The following is an 18,483-nucleotide window of genomic DNA, read 5'->3' as shown; positions in this document are numbered from 1 at the left end:
ATAAAAAATGGAAATGAATTGGGGGAATGTCCAATGCCAAAAGGCGAGGGAAAACTGATTGCGCAAAATAAAAAAGCTCGCCATGATTATTCGATCATCGACACAATGGAAGCAGGAATGGTTTTACAAGGTACAGAGATCAAATCTATTCGCAATAGTCGTATCAACTTAAAAGATGGATTTGTTCGTGTGAGAAACGGCGAAGCTTTTTTGCATAATGTCCATGTCAGCCCTTATGAACAAGGGAATATCTTTAATCATGATCCACTAAGAACTAGAAAGTTGTTATTGCATAAAAAGCAAATTGCGCGTTTATTGAATGAAACAAAAAATACCGGAATCACGATTGTTCCTTTGAAAGTCTATATCCGAAATGGCTATGCGAAAGTCTTGATCGGATTGGCCAAAGGGAAAAAATCGTATGATAAGCGAGAAGATCTGAAGCGAAAAGATGTGGATCGACAAATTGATCGTACATTAAAAAATTTCTCTAGATAATTTCATTATCCTTTTTCGCATATTCGGTGCTTTTAGATTTACTTAATGATAAAATTTGTTAGCATTTAATCTGATGAAACATGATTATCACAGGTTTTTTCTGAGTTTCCAGGCATCATATCATCCATGTTTTTGCTGATTTTTAGACTGAAATAAAAAAGTGTCTAATTTTCATGAAAATCCTTTGAAATTTCTATTTCGTGGTGGTATGATACCGTTTGGTTAGAAACCGATAAAGAAAAACCAGATACACACATGAAATTGATTTTATGTGAAATTCGGGGAAAAGAGGTGAAATGGATTGGATGAACGCTCGCTAACGTTCCACATTGGACCGGTTTGGTTTGATGGGACTGTTTGTTTGATGGTGTTGTTAACTTGTTTGATCGTTTTCTTTTTAGTTTACTTCTTTACAAGAAATCTAAAGATGAAGCCAACTGGAAAGCAAAATGCACTTGAATGGGTCATTGATTTTACACGAGGGATCGTTACAGATAATGTGCCTAGAAAAGAATTGAATAATTTTCATTTATTGGCATTTACCTTGTTTCTCTTCGTTTTTGTTGCGAACAATATCGGTTTAGTTACAAAAATCGTCTTACCTAGCGAAACGACACTTTGGAAAAGTCCGACAGCAGACCCGTTTGTAACTTTAACATTGGCATTTATTATGATCACACTTACTCATCTATTCGGGGTGAAGAAGCTCGGTTTCAAAGGTTACTTTGTCAACTCGTTCCTAAAACCTTATAGTTTTATGTTTCCAATGAAGGTGATCGAAGAGTTCACAAACTTGTTAACACTTGCTTTACGTCTTTATGGGAATATTTATGCGGGAGAAGTATTGCTAACTTTAATCGCAAAAATGATGACAAGTTTAGGCTGGTTCTCATTGCCTTTAGCAATTCCGTTAGAGATGGTTTGGATCGCGTTCTCATTATTTATCGGAAGCATCCAAGCATTTGTCTTTGTCACTTTATCAATGGTATATATGAGTCACAAAATCGAAGTAGAAGAGTAAAACAACTAGATTTAATTACTATTTAAACTATTTTAGGAGGAAGTAAATTATGAATTATATCGCAGCAGCAATCGCAATCTTAGGGGCAGCTATCGGAGCTGGTTACGGTAATGGTCAAGTAATTTCTAAAACAATCGAATCAATGGCACGCCAACCTGAAATGTCAGGTCAATTACGTACAACGATGTTTATTGGGGTAGCCTTAGTCGAAGCCGTTCCTATTCTAGGTGTTGTTATCGCCTTGATCCTAGTTTTTGGTGTGTAATAAAAATGCTCAGGTTGCGCGATAGTCAAAAAAGCTATCTTAAATACGCAATCTAAGAAAACTGGATTCTCAGAGAAAGGAAGGCTAACCTATGCTGAATCAATTGGCAATTGCAGAAGTTGGCAATCCGATGTTAGGTAATATCATCGTTGTCAGCGGCTCATTTTTGATATTAATGGTCCTATTAAAACACTTTGCGTGGGGACCGATCAGCGATATTTTGAAAAAACGTGAAGATAAGATCGCCAATGATTTAGATTCTGCAGAACAATCTCGCATCAAATCAGCAAAATTAGAACAAGAACGTGAGCAACAATTGTTGGCTTCTCGCTCTGATGCTGCGGATATCATCAAACATGCGAAAGAAAGTGGAGAATTAAGCCGCCAAAATATTTTGAAGGAGACGCAAGAAGAAGTTGCTCGTCTAAAAAGTAAAGCCCAATCGGATATCACGATGGAACGTGATACGGCATTGAACTCAGTGAAAGACGATGTAGCTGAACTTTCTCTTCAAATCGCGGAAAAAATCTTGAATAAAGAATTATCTCCAGAAATGCACGAATCTTTAATCAATCAATATATCGAAGGTCTAGGTTCGTCAAATGAAACTAGATAAATATACAGTAGGTAGACGTTACGGAAAAGCATTATTTGAACTGGCGATCGATTCAAATAATACAGAAGAAATTTACCAAGAACTTCTTAGTCTACGTAAAATCTATGCGGATGTTCCTGAATTAGGGAGTATCCTTAGTGATGTTCGGTTGGAACCGCATGAAAAGCGATTGATCATGGACAAATTAGTCAGTGGTTATCAAGGAATCGTAAAAAACTTTTTAGAAGTCGTGTTCATGTACAATCGGATGAACGATCTACCTTTGATGATCGACGAATATGAACATCGTTACAATGAAAATAATGGTTTGTTACTAGGAAGTGTGACTACAGCAGTCCCACTTTCAGCGGAACAATTGACTAGACTTGAAGAAAATGTCGCTAAAACAATGAACTATCAAACGGTCGAATTGAAGCAACAAGTTGATTCTAGGATCATTGGTGGGGCAATTGTAGAAGCAGATCATCAAGTGATCGACGGAAGCATTCGGACGCAGTTGGAAAAATTGCGTAATCAATTAAATAGATAGTACAAAGAGGTAGGTGAATCGAATGGCTATCAAAGCAGAAGAAATTAGTGCCTTGATTAAAGAACAAATTGAACATTATGAAAACGTGCTTTCAGTCGAAGAAATCGGTACAGTCACTTATGTTGGTGACGGAATCGCACGTGCGCATGGACTTGAAAATGCCATGAGTGGTGAACTACTTGAATTTTCGAACGGTTCATATGGTATGGCACAAAACTTGGAATCAAATGATGTCGGAATCATTATCTTAGGAGATTTTGAATCCATTCGTGAAGGGGATAAAGTAAAACGCACAGGAAAGATCATGGAAGTACCTGTAGGGGACGCAATGATCGGACGTGTCGTCAATCCATTAGGACAACCCATTGACGGGCTAGGAGAAATCGTGACGGACAAAACACGTCCAGTTGAAGCGATGGCACCTGGTGTTATGCAACGTAAATCAGTCAACGAACCAATGCAAACAGGGTTGAAAGCGATCGATGCGTTAGTACCGATCGGACGTGGACAACGTGAATTAGTTATCGGTGACCGTAAAACAGGGAAAACATCGATTGCAATCGATACGATCATCAACCAAAAAGGTCAAGATATGATTTGTATCTATGTAGCCATTGGACAAAAAGATTCAACGGTACGTACACAAGTAGAAACATTGAAAAAATATGGCGCAATGGATTATACGATCGTAGTCAATGCGGGAGCCTCTCAACCTGCACCATTGCTATACATCGCACCTTATGCTGGAACAGCTATGGGTGAAGAATTCATGTATAACGGCAAACATGTATTGATCATTTTTGATGATCTATCTAAACAAGCTGTTGCCTATCGTGAGCTTTCTTTATTACTTCGTCGCCCACCAGGCCGCGAAGCCTATCCAGGGGATGTTTTCTACTTGCACTCACGTTTGTTAGAACGTGCAGCAAAATTAAGTGATGATCTAGGTGGAGGGTCAATGACTGCTTTACCATTTGTTGAAACACAAGCTGGGGATATCTCTGCTTATATTCCAACAAACGTCATTTCGATCACTGATGGACAAATCTTCTTAGAAAGTGATTTGTTCTATGCGGGAACTCGTCCAGCCGTAGATGCAGGGTTATCAGTTTCTCGTGTTGGTGGTTCAGCACAGATCAAAGCAATGAAAAAAGTTGCCGGAACATTGCGTCTAGACTTAGCAAGTTACCGTGAATTAGAAGCATTTACCCAATTTGGTTCTGATTTAGATGCGGCGACACAAGCGAAATTGAATCGTGGTCGTCGTACAGTAGAAATCTTGAAGCAAAAATTACATGCACCTCTTGCAGTGGAAAAACAAGTAGTCATCTTATATGCATTGACACACGGTTACTTAGACAGTATCCCTGTAGATAGCATCTTAGATTTTGAACATGAGTTATTTGAATATCTTGAGACAAATCATGCAGATCTCTTTGAAACGATCCGTACAACGAAAGATCTTCCTGAAGAAGAAGCGTTGAACCAAGCAATTCAAGAGTACAAAGATATCTTTATGGCAACAAAAGGAAATAATTCTTCAACAGAAGACAAATTGAAATCCATTCAAAATGCATAGTGAGGTGAGATGAATGGGCGCTTCATTAAATGAAATCAAGACACGAATCGCGTCAACGAAAAAAACGAGCCAAATCACTCGTGCCATGCAAATGGTCTCAGCCTCTAAATTGACAAAATCTGAAGCTTCTTCACAGAAGTTCCAGATTTATGCCAATAAGGTGAGAGAAATCGTTACGCATCTAACAGCAACACAATTAACTGACATTGCTTCGGCTAATCCAAGAGGGGATGTCAATTATAATAGTATGCTGATCAGTCGACCAGTTAAAAAAACCGGTTATATCGTGATCACAGCTGATGGTGGGTTAGTCGGTGGCTACAATAGTTCCATATTGAAACAGACCATGTCCATCTTGGAAGAAGACCATCAATCACCAGATGAATATGTCATGATCGCCATTGGTGGTACCGGAGCGGATTTCTTTAAAGCTCGTGACATCAACTTAGCGTATGAACTGCGCAATTTGTCTGATCAACCTAGCTTTGATGAAGTTCGTAAAATCGTGAACATGGCAACGACCATGTATCAAAATGAAGTATTTGACGAATTGTATGTATGTTATAACCATCATATCAATTCATTGACTAGTCAATTTCGTGTAGAAAAAATGTTACCTATTTCAGATTTAGATCCGGGAGAAGCGAAAAGCTTTGAGCAAGAATATATTTTTGAACCTTCAAAAGAAGAAATCTTGACTCAACTGTTGCCGCAATATGCCGAAAGTTTGATTTATGGTGCGATCGTCGATGCGAAAACGGCAGAACATGCCGCGGGAATGACTGCAATGAAAACCGCAACAGATAATGCTGCGAACATCATCGATGATCTGACGGTTTCTTATAACCGTGCAAGACAAGGGGCGATCACCCAAGAAATTACCGAAATTGTTGCCGGAGCATCGGCACTAGAATAGCAAGGAGATTGGAGGAAAAAAGATGAGTTCAGGCAAGATTGTTCAAGTAATCGGTCCCGTTGTCGACGTGGAATTTTCTTTAGACCAATCCTTACCAGATATCAACAACGCATTAGTTGTTTATAAAAATGATGAGCAAAAATCAAAAGTTGTTCTTGAAGCAGCATTAGAATTAGGTGACGGTGTGATCCGTACGATCGCAATGGAATCGACGGATGGACTACAACGTGGAATGGAAGTCATCGACACAAGCAAAGCGATCTCTGTACCAGTTGGAACAGAAACATTAGGTCGTGTGTTCAACGTGTTAGGTGAAACAATCGATTTGGAAGCACCATTTCCAGAGGATGCCCAAAGAAGCGAGATCCACAAGAAAGCACCAAATTTTGATGAATTAAGCACAAGTACAGAGATTCTTGAAACTGGGATCAAAGTCATTGACTTATTAGCACCTTATTTAAAAGGTGGGAAAGTTGGATTGTTTGGGGGTGCCGGTGTTGGTAAAACCGTACTGATCCAAGAATTGATCCATAATATCGCCCAAGAACATGGGGGAATCTCAGTGTTTACCGGTGTAGGGGAACGTACCCGTGAAGGAAACGATCTGTATTACGAAATGAAAGATTCAGGCGTAATCGAAAAAACAGCGATGGTGTTTGGACAAATGAATGAGCCACCAGGTGCTCGTATGCGTGTCGCACTAACTGGATTGACGATTGCGGAATATTTCCGTGATGTCGAAGGACAAGACGTGCTCTTATTTATTGATAATATTTTCCGTTTCACCCAAGCAGGTTCAGAAGTATCTGCCTTACTAGGACGTATGCCATCAGCGGTTGGTTATCAACCAACCTTAGCGACTGAAATGGGACAACTCCAAGAACGGATCACTTCAACGAAAAAAGGTTCGATCACTTCGATCCAAGCAATCTACGTGCCAGCGGATGACTATACTGACCCAGCGCCAGCAACGACATTTGCCCATTTAGATGCAACGACAAACTTGGAACGTAAATTGACCGAACAAGGGATCTATCCAGCCGTTGACCCACTTGCTTCTTCATCAAGTGCGTTATCTCCTGAAATCGTAGGAGAAGAACACTACAAAGTAGCGACTGAAGTACAACACGTACTACAACGTTACCGTGAATTGCAAGACATCATCGCTATTTTAGGGATGGATGAATTATCAGATCAAGAAAAAATATTGGTTTCACGCGCTCGTCGAATCCAATTCTTCTTATCACAAAACTTCAATGTAGCGGAACAATTCACAGGTCTTCCAGGTTCTTACGTACCAGTTGAAGAAACTGTCAAAGGCTTCCGTGAGATTCTTGAAGGCAAATACGACGACCTTCCTGAAGAAGCATTCCGCAGTGTCGGCCGAATCGAAGACGTTGTCGAAAAAGCGAAAAAACTAGGCTACTAGAAAGGGGTGCCCCATGGATCAATATTTAACTGTAAATGTGGTTACTCCCGATGGTTTAGTTTATGATCACCATGCGGCAATCGTTGTTGCACGAACTACTGCTGGCGAACTTGGTATTTTACCACAGCATGCACCCATCATCGTGCCTTTAACAATCGATGAAGTTCGTGTGAAGCGGACAGATTCAGATACACACGTTGACTGGATCGCTGTGAACGGCGGCATCATGGAAGTTCGCGATAACTTAGTTTCAATTGTCGCAGATAGTGCGGAACGTGAACGAGATATCGACGTCACTCGAGCAGAACGTGCAAAACAACGTGCTGAACGCCAAATCGAAGAAGCCAAACAAAAAGAAGATAAGAATGAACTGAAACGGGCAACTGTTGCGTTACACCGAGCAGTGAACCGTATCAATGTATCAAAACATAAGTGATTACTATAATTAACAAGTAATTGAATTATGGAGGGAGAACCACTCCCAAAAGAAGAGATCAGGACAAACACTTATGGGTGCTAATGCAGCCACGTGTGTTTCCTGCTCTCTTTTTTTTATAAACGGTCAACAGTGATGATACGGTAGGTCATCGAATAAACGGTGTTCCAGAAGCAACAATTCAGTGCTGATCGCTTCTGTCACAACCTCTGTCAGAATAACCAAGTGAAGCTAAAATGAGATTCTTCAACTAAGCGTACCCTTTAACGTATACGGTCACAGATTTAGTATACTATGTTAAAACGTTTGAGATTTTTTCCGTTAACGAAGCGTCTCTTCATTAATATTCATTCGATGTCAGAATAAAAATTATTTTTTTAGTGGAAAGAAATGATATTTTTCATCCATTTTTCAGAGTTTGTCAAGAAAATTACAGAGATTTATCATTTTTACAACCAATAATTTCTACTTTTATAAAATTTATGGTATCATCAGTGTGTTAGTTATCAAAAACATTTGTTAGAAAGGGCGTAATGATGCAAGTATATGGTATTGATGCAATCATTCGGATCGTTAGTCATTTGGCATTTATTTACTTAGCCTTTTGGTCTTTGCGTTCTTTACGCGTTGACGCTTTTTTTCGTTCAATGCATACGACACAAATTAGAATGGCAATTGTCCTTTTTTCAATTTTTTTAGGGTATACAGCGAGCAGTTTTTTCTTAGAGATCATTGCGCTATGTCGAAATCTTTTCGTCAGCCTATAATTTTAAAAAAAGGTACTATTTTAAAACAAGAAGTGATATAATAAAAAAGATTTTGAGCGAATGTATACTCAACGGATTTTTTTGGGGGGAACAACATGGAAGAGATCATCGTAAAAGGTGGCAATCAATTAAAAGGAACAGTAAAGATCGAAGGAGCAAAGAATGCGGTATTGCCGATTTTAGCCGCAAGTTTATTGGCTGAAGAAGGAACAACCGTTTTAGATAATGTGCCAATTCTTTCTGACGTGTTCACTATGAATCAAGTGATCCGTCATTTGAACGTAGATGTAGCGTTTGATGAAGAGAATAATCGTGTGACACTTGATGCATCGAGAGAATTAGAAATTGAAGCACCTTATGAATACGTAAGCCAAATGCGTGCGTCAATCGTTGTGATGGGACCATTATTGGCTAGAAATGGTCATGCAAAAGTTGCAATGCCCGGTGGATGCGCGATTGGAAAACGTCCGATCGATTTACACCTAAAAGGTTTTCAAGCCTTGGGTGCAAAAATCATTCAAAAGAATGGTTATATCGAAGCAATCGCCGATCAACTGATCGGAAATACGATCTATTTAGATTTTCCAAGTGTTGGTGCGACACAAAACATCATGATGGCTGCTGTCAAAGCAAAAGGCACAACGATCATTGAAAACGTCGCACGTGAACCTGAAATCGTTGATTTAGCGAATATCTTAAATAAAATGGGTGCGAATGTTTATGGCGCTGGTACAGAAACGATGCGTATCGAAGGCGTTGATCATTTGCATGCAGTCAACCATTCAATCGTCCAAGACCGTATCGAAGCCGGTACTTTCATGGTAGCTGCAGCGATGACTGAAGGCAATCTATTGATCGCTGATGCGATTTCTGAGCATAATCGTCCATTGATCTCTAAATTGATCGAAATGGGTGCAACGATCACTGAAGAAGACGGTGGCGTTCGTGTCATCGGACCAAAACATATTTTACCAACAGATGTAAAAACGATGCCACATCCTGGTTTCCCAACGGATATGCAAGCACAAATGACTGCTATCCAGTTGGTTGCAGAAGGTACAAGTGTTGTGACTGAAACAGTCTTTGAGAACCGTTTCCAACATCTTGAAGAAATGCGCAGAATGAATGCACATGTAAAAATCGATGGCAACATTGCAATCATGGATGGTAATCACGAATTACAAGGTGCTGAAGTCTATGCAACAGATCTAAGAGCAGCAGCAGCGCTCGTATTAGCTGGTTTGAAAGCAAATGGAATCACACGCGTTCGTAACCTAAAATATTTAGATCGTGGCTATTATAATTTCCATATTAAATTGCAACAATTAGGTGCAGATGTGGAACGTGTAAATGTAGAAGAAACACCAGTCGAAAAAACACCACAAACAATCGCTTAAGGATGTGACGAGAGATGACGAGTCCACGCTATATTTTGATAAGTTTGGTAAAAATTTTAGCTGTCATTTTACTTGTACTCCTATTATTCATCATTGGAACAATGATCGGATATGGTTTGATTGGCGGTGGAAGTCCATTCAAGGTCTTTCAACCGAGCTTATGGTTGCATATCTTCGATTTCTTTAGTTAAGTGTGTACACTAGGTAACAGATAAGAGAAGAAGAGGTTGTGGCAAAAGCGTACAGCTCCGAGAAATAAGCGCCAAAATCCGAAAATAGCTTTTCATATTTTTGGGTTTTGGCGCTTATTTCTGTAGGAGTTGCTTTTAGAACACCGTTTATCCGGTTATAGGGGATGGTAAGTGGATGTATGACCAATCCTTTTTTTATATGGAGATGAAAACATGAAAAAATTTTTGATTTATTTAGTTCGCGGATACCAGCGATTTATTTCACCTGCGTTCCCACCAAGTTGTCGGTATTATCCAACTTGTTCCAATTACATGATCCAAGCCATCCAAGTACATGGTGCGCTCAAAGGAACCCTAATGGGAACAGCACGCATCTTTCGTTGCCATCCATTTGTGAAAGGCGGTATCGATTATGTGCCTCGTCACTTTCGTTTGACGCGTAATAAAGAAGATCAATCGATGCCAGACTATAAAAAATACAAAAAATAGAGTCATTGATTTTTATCAGATAGGAGAAAGCGATGTTTCAACAATTGAACAAAAGTGACTTACCATGGGCGTTATTATTAGAAGCCGATCCTGATAAAGACAAAGTGATCGCTTATGTGACCAATGGCGATGGGTTTATCTGGAAAGAGCATGATGAAGTGATCGGTGTGCTTGTTTATGTAATCAGAGAAACGGAATGTGAGATCATGAATGTTTCTGTTGCTGCTGCACATCAAGGAAGAGGAATCGGTGGCAAGCTGATTGATCATGCACTTGAAGAGTTGAGCAAAGAATGCAAACAACCAACAAAAATATTGATCCGTACAGGAAGTATTACGAATCCAGCGTTACATCTTTATCAGAAAAAAGGCTTTAAAGAAGTATCGAGAGAAAAGGATTACTTTATCAATAATTACGCAGAACCAATCTATGAAGAGGGGATACTTCTTAGAGATCAAGTAACCTTAGCCAAAGAATTATAGGATGGAACGAAAGCGTTTTATAATAAAAATATTGTTGAAAAACTATTGAGGAGGAATAAATAATTATGGGGATTTTAGCATTCGATTTTGGCGGTTCAGCTGTCAAATATGGTTATTGGGAACTAGAAACACTAACACATAAAGGTCAGTTCACAACACCAGCTACATGGAGAGAAATGAAAGCGCAATTATCATCAGTATTCCAACAATTATCACAAGAAGTAGCAATCAATGGGGTTGCTTTTAGTGCACCAGGTGTTGTGAATAGCCAACGACAAGTGATTGAAGGCATCAGCGCGATTCCTTATATCCATGGATTTGATATTTATACTGAATTAGAGGAATTGTTTGGTCTGCCAGTCGCTATGGAAAATGATGCGAATTGCGCGGGAATGGCTGAGTTTTATGAAGGTGCTGCTCGTGGCTATCAAAATGTTGCTTTTGTAGTGATTGGTACAGGCGTGGGTGGTGCGATGTTCACTAATGGTGAATTGAATAAAGGCGCTCATCTTTATGGCGGAGAATTTGGCTTGATGTTTCTTAATGGGGAGCATACATTCAGTACATTAGGAACGGCAGTCCAAATGGCGTGGCGGTATTGTGAACGCAAAGGATTAGATAAAAATACCTTTAGTGGAAAAGAAGTCTTTGAATTAGCAGAAAATGACGATCCTCTTGCACAAGAAGAAGTTGAATCTTTTTATGATTATTTAACAAAAGGGTTATTTAGTATTCAGTTTTCATTTGATCCAGAAGTGATCGTATTGGGTGGCGGAATTTCTGCAAAAGAGGGATTATTGACAGAAATCAATCAACGGATGAAAAAATTGACGAGTCATTTTGGGTTGAATGATTTTGATCCATTGATCACCTTGTGTGAGTATCGCAATGATGCGAACCTGATAGGGGCAGCCGCAAATTACCTAGCGCAACAAGAAGCAGGAAAATAAATTATCAAATAGAAGACACACAGTGAATGTTTTCTGCCGTTAAATGTGATAAACTATTGAGGAGGTGGGAAATAATGTCAAAAAAGAATAAAGATATTGAAGTGCGTACCGAAGAGATCAAAAAAACGATCAAAGGGAACACATATGATGTAACGCAGTTATTTATTGGTAAAAAAATGATCGGTGAAATTTTAGCGTATGGACCAAAAGAATTTGAGATTTTCTTGGGAGAAGAAGACTTTGGCAAAGAAAAAAGTCTTGAAAATGCGATAGAAACAGTGATTCGTCATTGGAATTTACACGAATAAAAAAATATCAAAAAAATTTTCAATAAAGGGTTGCAATCACTTGGAAAATTAGGTATTATAACTAAGTCAGGTTGATACAAACCTTTCGGAGGAGTAGCGAAGTGGCTAAACGCGACGGACTGTAAATCCGTTCCTTAGGGTTCAGTGGTTCGAATCCACTCTCCTCCATTTCATTGGGGTATAGCCAAGCGGTAAGGCAAGGGACTTTGACTCCCTCATGCGTTGGTTCGAATCCAGCTACCCCAGTTCCTAGAGTGATCAGTTGAAGATCACTCTTTTTTTTGTGTAAAACACCTTGTTTCTTGCTGATTTTGCTATTATAGGCTAGAGTAGATATAAGAAGAAAAAAAGGAGGCGGCACAAATGAAGTGGAAACAAAAAGTAGATGAAACAGCAGAAAAAATTTACGATATGATCAAATCGGAGAAGTACAATGTAGAGATCCATGTACCGAAAAAATCAGAAAAATTTGTCCAAATCAAAGCGAAACGTCCAACGAATCATACTAAAAAATGGTTGTCTAAAAATCGTTAAGAATAACAAAAGCTCTGAAGTTCACATAATCTTGTGTTCTTCAGAGCTTTTGTTATTTTTCAATCTCGATCCCTAAGACGGTCAAGTGACCATTTCCCACTAATTTGATGACTAAAGTAGCTAATTGCTTTGGTGTCATCTCGGTATCGCTGGTGACCCACCAATGTAAAGTACCGGTAAAAATGGCAGTTATGTATTCTGTGATAAAATCGATAGGTACTTCTAGTTCGTTCTCTGTGATTTTTAGACGATCAAAAATAGTTGCGTATTTTTCAGATAAGAAAATTTTCAATTTTTTCCTGAAAAATTCGATCGAAGTGCCGTCCAAAGTCGTAATAAATATAGCTTTGTTCTCAGCAACCAATTGGTAAATTTGAGTTAAGGCACGGTTGACCCGTTTCAGCTTCAATTTATTACCTTCCATCAAGGGTTCCAAATCTAAGATCGAGGTAAATGTCTGGATAGCGATATGGAATAAATGCTCATAAAGATCTTGTTTGTCTTTGAAATGTGCATAAAAAGTCGCACGATTGATCATTGCTTCATCGGCGATTTCTTGGATCGTGATTCGCTCCATACTTTTTGTTTCTAGTAAACGTAAGAACGCTTCAATAATCATTTTGTTGGTACGTTTCACTCGAAGATCGTTTTTCTTCATCATAAAAATCTCCTTACTTTTGGTCGACAAATCGCTCATGATTGTTGTTTATCTCACAAACTAACAATTATTGCTTATTGCAATCGCTCTAAATCGTTTTAGAATAGATATATGTAGTATAACAGACGCTTTGTTCAATGTTCAACAAAGCGTCTTTTTAAGAAGGTGGCGAGACGATGAAAATGTACGGAGGTATCGATGTAGGTTCAACGACAGTCAAATTAGTGATTCTTGATAACCATGGCGAAACTCTTTTTGCTAAATACGAACGACATTATGCAGATATCAGAAAAGCAACCATCAACATATTAGAAGAAGCCAAAACAACTTTACAAGATCAGGCGATTGCTTTTGCAATCACTGGTTCTGGCGGGATGGGATTAGCGGAACATCTACAATTGCCTTTTATCCAAGAAGTGATTGCATGTACAAAAACGATCGAAGAAAGGATTCCCGAAACAGATGTAGCGATTGAATTAGGAGGAGAAGATGCCAAAATCACCTTTTTTGGTTCTTCTTTAGAACAACGAATGAACGGTAGCTGCGCGGGAGGGACAGGCGCATTTATTGATCAGATGGCAGCACTATTGAAAACCGATGCAAATGGGTTGAATGAACTAGCCAAAGCGTATCAACAGCTTTATCCAATTGCCTCTCGCTGTGGTGTATTCGCTAAAACGGATGTACAACCACTGATCAACGAAGGAGCGGCGAAAGCCGATATTGCTGCTAGTATTTTTCAAGCCGTCGTCAATCAAACGATCGCTGGTTTAGCAGCAGGAAGAAAGATCAAAGGAAAGGTCGCCTTTTTAGGTGGCCCACTTTACTTTATGTCCGAATTGCGCCAACGCTTTATTGAAACCCTTGGCTTATCGACAGAAGAAGTGGTTTTTCCACAAAATCCGCAACTATTCGTGGCATTAGGGGCAGCTTATCACGCAAAAGCTTCAAAGGAAAAGACACTAGGTGAATTAATCCAGAAATTGGAAAGCCAAGAACAAGAGTTGCTTCATCATTCTCGTTCTTTAGCGCCACTTTTTCAGAACGATCAAGAGTTAGCTGATTTTCGCAGCCGACACGAAAAAGCGAAGGTGCAAGAATGCGCTCTAGCTACCCATCAGGGGGTGGCTTTTCTAGGTATTGATGCTGGTTCAACGACGACGAAAGTCACCTTGATCAATCAATCAGGAGAGCTATTATTCTCATTTTATGGAAACAATGAAGGACAGCCTTTAGAAACAACCATCAACGTATTGAAAAATATGTATCAGCAAATGCCCAAAGACTGCTTTATCGGTAAAGCGGTAGTGACTGGCTATGGTGAAGCGTTGATCAAGAGTGCGTTGAAAATCGATATTGGCGAAGTCGAAACGATAGCGCATTATAAAGCAGCAAATTTTTTTCAACCAGGTGTCGATTTTATTTTAGATATTGGCGGACAAGACATGAAGGCAATGACGATCAAGGACGGTGCATTGTCCTCGATTCAATTGAACGAAGCCTGTTCTTCAGGTTGTGGTTCATTTATCGAAACATTTGCTAAGTCATTAGGTTATGGAATCCAAGATTTTGCGGTTGCTGCTATTTCAGCCAAGAACCCTGTGGACTTAGGTTCCAGATGTACGGTCTTCATGAATTCAAAGGTCAAGCAAGTCCAAAAAGAAGGTGCTTCTGTTGGAGACATCTCGGCTGGTTTATCTTATTCTGTGATCAAAAATGCGATCTACAAAGTAATCAAAATCAGAAAACCAGAAGATCTAGGCAATAAGATCGTGTGTCAAGGTGGAACCTTTTACAACGATGCAGTCTTGCGAGCATTTGAAAAAATCAGTGGAAGAGAAGTTGTTCGTCCTTCTATCTCAGGATTGATGGGTGCATATGGTGCTTCTTTGATTGCTCTGGAAGAATATCAAAAAGGGGAAATAAGTGAACTACTCTCCTTCGAAGAATTGTCTCAGCTGACGACAGAAAAAGAACTGACGCACTGTGGGTTGTGTGAGAACAATTGCCTGTTGACGGTCACTTTATTTTCTGATGGTCGGAAACTGATTTCTGGTAATCGTTGTGAACGTGGTGCGCAGATCAAAATCAAAAAAGCCGATAAGAAAATCAATTTAGTGGCTGAAAAATCTCGGCAATTATTCCGTTACCGCTCATTACGAAAAACAGAAGCTGTCAACGGTGAAATCGGTATTCCAAGAGTATTGAATATGTATGAAAACTTTCCACTTTGGCAGACTTTCTTTCGTTCTTTAGGTTTTCGAGTAGTCTTATCCCCTCGATCGAGTAAGGAAATCTACGAACAAGGGATCGACACGATTTCAAGTGATACCGTCTGTTATCCAGCGAAGCTGGTGCATGGCCATATCCAATCACTGATCGATGCTGGTGTTTCCTGCATTTTTTATCCTGGCGTGATCTTTGAGCAGAAAGAGAATAACCAAGCGGACAATCATTTTAATTGTCCCATCGTTCAAAGTTATCCAGATGTCATTAAAAACAATGTTGATGCGATTCGGGAAGGACGGATCGATTACCGTCAGCCGTTTTTGAATCTAGCGAACGAAGCATCAGTGGCAAAGACGTTACACCAAACATTTTCTGACTATGGGTTTTCAGAAGATCAAATAAAAGAAGCTTTACACCAAGGATATGAAGCATTAGCTGATTTTAAAAAAGAGATCCAACAAAAAGGAGAAGAAACCTTAAGGATGCTACATCAGAATAATGAACGTGGCATCGTCCTTGCAGGTCGACCTTACCATCTAGATCCGGAAATCAACCATGGAATTGCAGAATTGATCACACAAGAAGGCTTCCATGTCTTGACAGAAGATAGCATCGCTCATCTAGGAGATGTGGGGCAATTACGAGTAGTGAATCAATGGGTCTATCAATCAAGATTATATGCTGCTGCCCGAGTCGTCGCAAAATCTAAGGAGTTAGAACTAGTTCAATTAAACTCTTTCGGGTGTGGTATCGATGCGGTGACAACTGATCAAGTGGAAGAAATCATGGCGCAATATGGCAAGTTATACACTGTACTAAAAATCGATGAAGGCGCAAATTTAGGTGCTATCAGGATACGCTTGCGCTCATTAAAAGCGGCAGTCAATGCACGAACCAAACAACAATTTCGCCCAACGAAACAATTTCATACACCAGATAAAATCACCTTTACCAAAGAAATGAAGAAAACACATACCTTGTTATTGCCGATGTTGAGTCCTATCCATCAATCTGGTTTAGTTGATGTTGCTTTAAAAGCCTCAGGATATCAAGTCGTTTGTTTGCCAAGAAACAGCGGAAGTGCCATTGATGTCGGGTTAAAGTACGTCAATAATGACGCGTGTTATCCAGCAATCATCTCGATCGGGCAAATAGTCGAGGCATTGGAAAGTGGCACATATGACTTAAATCATACCAGTGTGATGATGACCCAAACGGGAGGTGGATGCCGAGCGACTAATTATATCCCACTGCTTCGAAAGGCGCTTGATGAAGCTGGCTTCCCACAGATACCCGTAGTTTCTGTGTCTTTCGGCAATCAAGGGGTAGAATCTTCTCCTGGTTTTACGTTCACATTGCCATTATTGAAACGTTTAGCGGTTGCTTTTTTATATGGTGATCTTTTTGAACGGGTCATTTACCGTACTCGACCATATGAGATAGAAAAAGGCGCGATTGATGAAATGCACCATCAATGGCTTGAACGAGTGGAACGCAATGTCAAAAATGGTTCTTTGACAAACTTCAACCGAAATATGGCGAAAATCATCCATGATTTTGACACGGTTCCGCTAACGAATCAAAGGAAACCTAAAGTAGGAATTGTTGGAGAGATTCTAGTCAAGTATTCACCTACGGCCAATAATGATATCGTCCGATTATTAGAAGAAGAAGGCGCTGAAGTCGTTGTTCCTGATATCATGGGGTTTATGAATTATTCGATATACAACCAAATCTGGAAATATGAACACTTAGGTCATTCAAAAAAAAGTAAATGGGTCGCACAATTTCTTATCCGCTTGATTGAATATGTTGTAAAGCCAATGGATAAAGCGTTAAGGAAATCACAACGTTTTGATGGAATAACACCAATTCATCAATTAGCAGATGAAGCAAGCCAGATTTTATCAATTGGCAATCAGACCGGTGAAGGTTGGTTTTTAACCGGTGAGATGATTGAATTGTTAGAGAATGATGTCCCTAATATCGTGTGCATGCAACCATTTGGCTGTCTACCAAATCATGTCGTTGGAAAAGGGGTATTCAAAGAGCTGCGTCATCGTTACCCAAAAGCCAACATTACTGCAATCGATTATGATCCAGGTGCTTCCGTAGTCAATCAATTGAATCGCATCCGTTTGATGATGGCAACGGCCATGAAAACATTGAATCCATAATTTGTCGGTTGAGTTTAGCAAGAAAGCCTTTTTGATTTTATCATTTACGAGTAAGAATAGGCATACTTGTTACTTTAAGTACTCATTGAACAGGAGCTAAGATAAAAAAATTTCTTTCTAAAGGTTATTGTGTCGGAGGGTGAGGCAATGGAATGAACAGCATGGTGGGCTCTTTTTTGTTGAGAATTAGGTATATACCAGTTATAATAAAATAGAAATGAAAGGACGGGTAGATGTTATGTCGAATCAATTACCGGTATATATACAAATTCACGATCAAATCAAAAGTGAAATCGAGCAAGGCGTCTGGAAAATCGGAGATCGTCTTCCTTCAGAAAGAGAATTAGCCATCAAGTTCAATGTTAGTCGAATGACTTTAAGACAAGCGATCCAAAACCTAGCCGACGAAGGAATCCTTGAAAGAAAAATTGGATCAGGTACCTACGTGGCACGAGAAAAGGTTCAAGAAAAAATGTCTGGTGCAACCAGTTTTACCGAAATCATGGAATCACAAAATCGTGTGCCATCCAGTCGAACGATTTCTTATTTTCTCACGTCACCGAGTTCGAGTGAAATGGAGAAATTGCAACTAAAAAAAGATGATACCATCTTACGAATGGAACGTATTCGTTTTGCTGATGATATCCCTATTTGTTTTGAGATTGCGAGTATTCCGCAAAAAATCATCGACGGATACAGCAAAGCAGAAATTACGGAGTCACTGTATCGAACACTCGAAGAAAAAAGAGGGAACAAGATCGGTGCGGCGAAACAAACAATTTCAGCAGTCTTAGCTTCAGAAAAAATTGCTGAATATTTAGAGGTCAAGCGAGGAGATGCCGTTTTACGTTTAAGACAGATTTCTTACTTTGAAGATGGCACGCCATTTGAATACGTACGTACCCAATATGTCGGCGACCGTTTTGAGTTTTATTTAGAAAGATGATCGTTCATATTGAATAAAAAGACCAGAGAATAGTCATCGGCATAACTGCCTCCTATTCTTTGGTCT

20 protein-coding genes and 2 tRNA genes are annotated in these 18,483 nt (G+C 39.5%); 21 read left to right on the top strand and 1 reads right to left on the bottom strand.

Annotated features, from left to right (window positions below; translation table 11 throughout):
- Positions 1 to 33: 33 nt before the first annotated feature.
- The 19 genes from smpB (at position 34) to IGJ19_RS10055 (ending at position 12,407) form a co-directional block, all read left to right on the top strand.
- Positions 34 to 498 carry an SsrA-binding protein SmpB gene (smpB, locus tag IGJ19_RS10145; protein ID WP_071866745.1) on the top strand — a complete coding sequence of 155 codons (465 nt, stop codon included), beginning with the start codon at positions 34 to 36 and terminating at the stop codon, positions 496 to 498.
- Between the two features lie 301 nt (positions 499 to 799).
- Positions 800 to 1,519: a F0F1 ATP synthase subunit A gene (gene atpB, locus IGJ19_RS10140; RefSeq protein ID WP_010734885.1), complete on the top strand. Its 720-nt coding sequence runs from the start codon at positions 800 to 802 to the stop codon at positions 1,517 to 1,519.
- Positions 1,520 to 1,568: 49 nt separating this feature from the next.
- Positions 1,569 to 1,784 carry an ATP synthase F0 subunit C gene (gene atpE, locus IGJ19_RS10135; RefSeq protein ID WP_010734886.1) on the top strand — a complete coding sequence of 72 codons (216 nt, stop codon included), beginning with the start codon at positions 1,569 to 1,571 and terminating at the stop codon, positions 1,782 to 1,784.
- Between the two features lie 91 nt (positions 1,785 to 1,875).
- Positions 1,876 to 2,400 carry a F0F1 ATP synthase subunit B gene (gene atpF, locus IGJ19_RS10130; RefSeq protein WP_010734887.1) on the top strand — a complete coding sequence of 175 codons (525 nt, stop codon included), beginning with the start codon at positions 1,876 to 1,878 and terminating at the stop codon, positions 2,398 to 2,400.
- Positions 2,387 to 2,929: an ATP synthase F1 subunit delta gene (atpH, locus tag IGJ19_RS10125; protein WP_086334967.1), complete on the top strand. Its 543-nt coding sequence runs from the start codon at positions 2,387 to 2,389 to the stop codon at positions 2,927 to 2,929. The genes atpF and atpH overlap by 14 nt, the downstream gene beginning before the upstream one ends.
- A 22-nt stretch (positions 2,930 to 2,951) precedes the next feature.
- Positions 2,952 to 4,508 (top strand): F0F1 ATP synthase subunit alpha, encoded by a 1,557-nt coding sequence (gene atpA / locus IGJ19_RS10120; protein WP_010734889.1) that lies wholly within the window; start codon positions 2,952 to 2,954, stop codon positions 4,506 to 4,508.
- 13 nt (positions 4,509 to 4,521) lie between these two features.
- Complete coding sequence (locus tag IGJ19_RS10115) at positions 4,522 to 5,424, top strand: F0F1 ATP synthase subunit gamma (protein ID WP_010734890.1); 903 nt, start codon at positions 4,522 to 4,524, stop codon at positions 5,422 to 5,424.
- A gap of 22 nt (positions 5,425 to 5,446) precedes the next feature.
- A complete protein-coding gene (gene atpD / locus IGJ19_RS10110; RefSeq protein WP_010734891.1) occupies positions 5,447 to 6,853 on the top strand; it encodes a F0F1 ATP synthase subunit beta in 1,407 nt (468 codons plus the stop codon).
- Positions 6,854 to 6,866: 13 nt separating this feature from the next.
- Positions 6,867 to 7,289, top strand: coding sequence for a F0F1 ATP synthase subunit epsilon (locus IGJ19_RS10105; RefSeq protein WP_010734892.1), 423 nt, complete (start codon positions 6,867 to 6,869; stop codon positions 7,287 to 7,289).
- 536 nt (positions 7,290 to 7,825) lie between these two features.
- Positions 7,826 to 8,056 (top strand): DUF1146 family protein, encoded by a 231-nt coding sequence (locus IGJ19_RS10100; protein ID WP_029594144.1) that lies wholly within the window; start codon positions 7,826 to 7,828, stop codon positions 8,054 to 8,056.
- A 95-nt stretch (positions 8,057 to 8,151) separates the two neighbouring features.
- On the top strand, positions 8,152 to 9,453 hold the full coding sequence (gene murA, locus IGJ19_RS10095) for a UDP-N-acetylglucosamine 1-carboxyvinyltransferase (RefSeq protein WP_010734894.1): 1,302 nt from the start codon (positions 8,152 to 8,154) through the stop codon (positions 9,451 to 9,453).
- 14 nt (positions 9,454 to 9,467) lie between these two features.
- Positions 9,468 to 9,644, top strand: a complete 177-nt coding sequence (locus IGJ19_RS10090; RefSeq protein WP_010734895.1) for a DNA-directed RNA polymerase subunit beta — start codon at positions 9,468 to 9,470, stop codon at positions 9,642 to 9,644.
- 213 nt (positions 9,645 to 9,857) lie between these two features.
- Positions 9,858 to 10,133 carry a membrane protein insertion efficiency factor YidD gene (gene yidD / locus IGJ19_RS10085; RefSeq protein WP_071866746.1) on the top strand — a complete coding sequence of 92 codons (276 nt, stop codon included), beginning with the start codon at positions 9,858 to 9,860 and terminating at the stop codon, positions 10,131 to 10,133.
- A 32-nt stretch (positions 10,134 to 10,165) separates the two neighbouring features.
- Positions 10,166 to 10,615, top strand: coding sequence for a GNAT family N-acetyltransferase (locus IGJ19_RS10080; protein WP_071866747.1), 450 nt, complete (start codon positions 10,166 to 10,168; stop codon positions 10,613 to 10,615).
- Positions 10,616 to 10,680: 65 nt separating this feature from the next.
- On the top strand, positions 10,681 to 11,565 hold the full coding sequence (locus IGJ19_RS10075; RefSeq protein WP_430603880.1) for an ROK family protein: 885 nt from the start codon (positions 10,681 to 10,683) through the stop codon (positions 11,563 to 11,565).
- 74 nt (positions 11,566 to 11,639) lie between these two features.
- Positions 11,640 to 11,873, top strand: a complete 234-nt coding sequence (locus IGJ19_RS10070) for a DUF2969 domain-containing protein (RefSeq protein ID WP_071866749.1) — start codon at positions 11,640 to 11,642, stop codon at positions 11,871 to 11,873.
- An 87-nt stretch (positions 11,874 to 11,960) separates the two neighbouring features.
- Positions 11,961 to 12,041 (top strand) — tRNA-Tyr (locus IGJ19_RS10065).
- Positions 12,042 to 12,047: 6 nt separating this feature from the next.
- A tRNA-Gln gene (locus IGJ19_RS10060) sits at positions 12,048 to 12,119 on the top strand.
- 117 nt (positions 12,120 to 12,236) lie between these two features.
- Entirely contained in the window at positions 12,237 to 12,407 is a 171-nt protein-coding gene (locus IGJ19_RS10055) for a hypothetical protein (RefSeq protein ID WP_010734900.1), read from the top strand.
- Positions 12,408 to 12,459: 52 nt separating this feature from the next.
- Here the strand turns inward: IGJ19_RS10055 and IGJ19_RS10050 are convergent, their stop codons facing one another.
- Positions 12,460 to 13,068 (bottom strand): TetR/AcrR family transcriptional regulator, encoded by a 609-nt coding sequence (locus tag IGJ19_RS10050; protein ID WP_081355916.1) that lies wholly within the window; start codon positions 13,066 to 13,068, stop codon positions 12,460 to 12,462.
- 173 nt (positions 13,069 to 13,241) lie between these two features.
- On the opposite strand from IGJ19_RS10050, the gene IGJ19_RS10045 reads away from it, so the two are divergent.
- Both IGJ19_RS10045 and IGJ19_RS10040 read left to right on the top strand, forming a co-directional pair.
- Positions 13,242 to 17,471 (top strand): acyl-CoA dehydratase activase-related protein, encoded by a 4,230-nt coding sequence (locus IGJ19_RS10045; protein WP_430603877.1) that lies wholly within the window; start codon positions 13,242 to 13,244, stop codon positions 17,469 to 17,471.
- A 238-nt stretch (positions 17,472 to 17,709) separates the two neighbouring features.
- On the top strand, positions 17,710 to 18,417 hold the full coding sequence (locus IGJ19_RS10040) for a GntR family transcriptional regulator (RefSeq protein WP_010734905.1): 708 nt from the start codon (positions 17,710 to 17,712) through the stop codon (positions 18,415 to 18,417).
- Positions 18,418 to 18,483: the final 66 nt, after the last annotated feature.

It is taken from the genome of Enterococcus sp. DIV1368b, from assembly GCF_050529595.1.
Classification (GTDB): Bacteria; Bacillota; Bacilli; order Lactobacillales; family Enterococcaceae; genus Enterococcus_B; species Enterococcus_B mundtii.
The sequence above is the reverse complement of the archived record's forward strand: the minus strand, read 5'-3'. Positions and strand labels throughout refer to the sequence as shown.

What these genes read in the sequence shown, in the direction of transcription:
- smpB (WP_071866745.1), top strand. Translation starts at nt 34, where the DNA reads ATGCCAAAAGGCGAGGGAAAACTGATTGCGCAAAATAAAAAAGCTCGC.
- atpE (WP_010734886.1), top strand. Translation starts at nt 1,569, where the DNA reads ATGAATTATATCGCAGCAGCAATCGCAATCTTAGGGGCAGCTATCGGA.
- atpF (WP_010734887.1), top strand. Translation starts at nt 1,876, where the DNA reads ATGCTGAATCAATTGGCAATTGCAGAAGTTGGCAATCCGATGTTAGGT.
- atpH (WP_086334967.1), top strand. Translation starts at nt 2,387, where the DNA reads ATGAAACTAGATAAATATACAGTAGGTAGACGTTACGGAAAAGCATTA.
- atpA (WP_010734889.1), top strand. Translation starts at nt 2,952, where the DNA reads ATGGCTATCAAAGCAGAAGAAATTAGTGCCTTGATTAAAGAACAAATT.
- IGJ19_RS10115 (WP_010734890.1), top strand. Translation starts at nt 4,522, where the DNA reads ATGGGCGCTTCATTAAATGAAATCAAGACACGAATCGCGTCAACGAAA.
- atpD (WP_010734891.1), top strand. Translation starts at nt 5,447, where the DNA reads ATGAGTTCAGGCAAGATTGTTCAAGTAATCGGTCCCGTTGTCGACGTG.
- IGJ19_RS10105 (WP_010734892.1), top strand. Translation starts at nt 6,867, where the DNA reads ATGGATCAATATTTAACTGTAAATGTGGTTACTCCCGATGGTTTAGTT.
- IGJ19_RS10100 (WP_029594144.1), top strand. Translation starts at nt 7,826, where the DNA reads ATGCAAGTATATGGTATTGATGCAATCATTCGGATCGTTAGTCATTTG.
- murA (WP_010734894.1), top strand. Translation starts at nt 8,152, where the DNA reads ATGGAAGAGATCATCGTAAAAGGTGGCAATCAATTAAAAGGAACAGTA.
- IGJ19_RS10090 (WP_010734895.1), top strand. Translation starts at nt 9,468, where the DNA reads ATGACGAGTCCACGCTATATTTTGATAAGTTTGGTAAAAATTTTAGCT.
- yidD (WP_071866746.1), top strand. Translation starts at nt 9,858, where the DNA reads ATGAAAAAATTTTTGATTTATTTAGTTCGCGGATACCAGCGATTTATT.
- IGJ19_RS10080 (WP_071866747.1), top strand. Translation starts at nt 10,166, where the DNA reads ATGTTTCAACAATTGAACAAAAGTGACTTACCATGGGCGTTATTATTA.
- IGJ19_RS10075 (WP_430603880.1), top strand. Translation starts at nt 10,681, where the DNA reads ATGGGGATTTTAGCATTCGATTTTGGCGGTTCAGCTGTCAAATATGGT.
- IGJ19_RS10070 (WP_071866749.1), top strand. Translation starts at nt 11,640, where the DNA reads ATGTCAAAAAAGAATAAAGATATTGAAGTGCGTACCGAAGAGATCAAA.
- IGJ19_RS10055 (WP_010734900.1), top strand. Translation starts at nt 12,237, where the DNA reads ATGAAGTGGAAACAAAAAGTAGATGAAACAGCAGAAAAAATTTACGAT.
- IGJ19_RS10050 (WP_081355916.1), bottom strand. Translation starts at nt 13,068, where the DNA reads ATGATGAAGAAAAACGATCTTCGAGTGAAACGTACCAACAAAATGATT.
- IGJ19_RS10045 (WP_430603877.1), top strand. Translation starts at nt 13,242, where the DNA reads ATGAAAATGTACGGAGGTATCGATGTAGGTTCAACGACAGTCAAATTA.
- IGJ19_RS10040 (WP_010734905.1), top strand. Translation starts at nt 17,710, where the DNA reads ATGTCGAATCAATTACCGGTATATATACAAATTCACGATCAAATCAAA.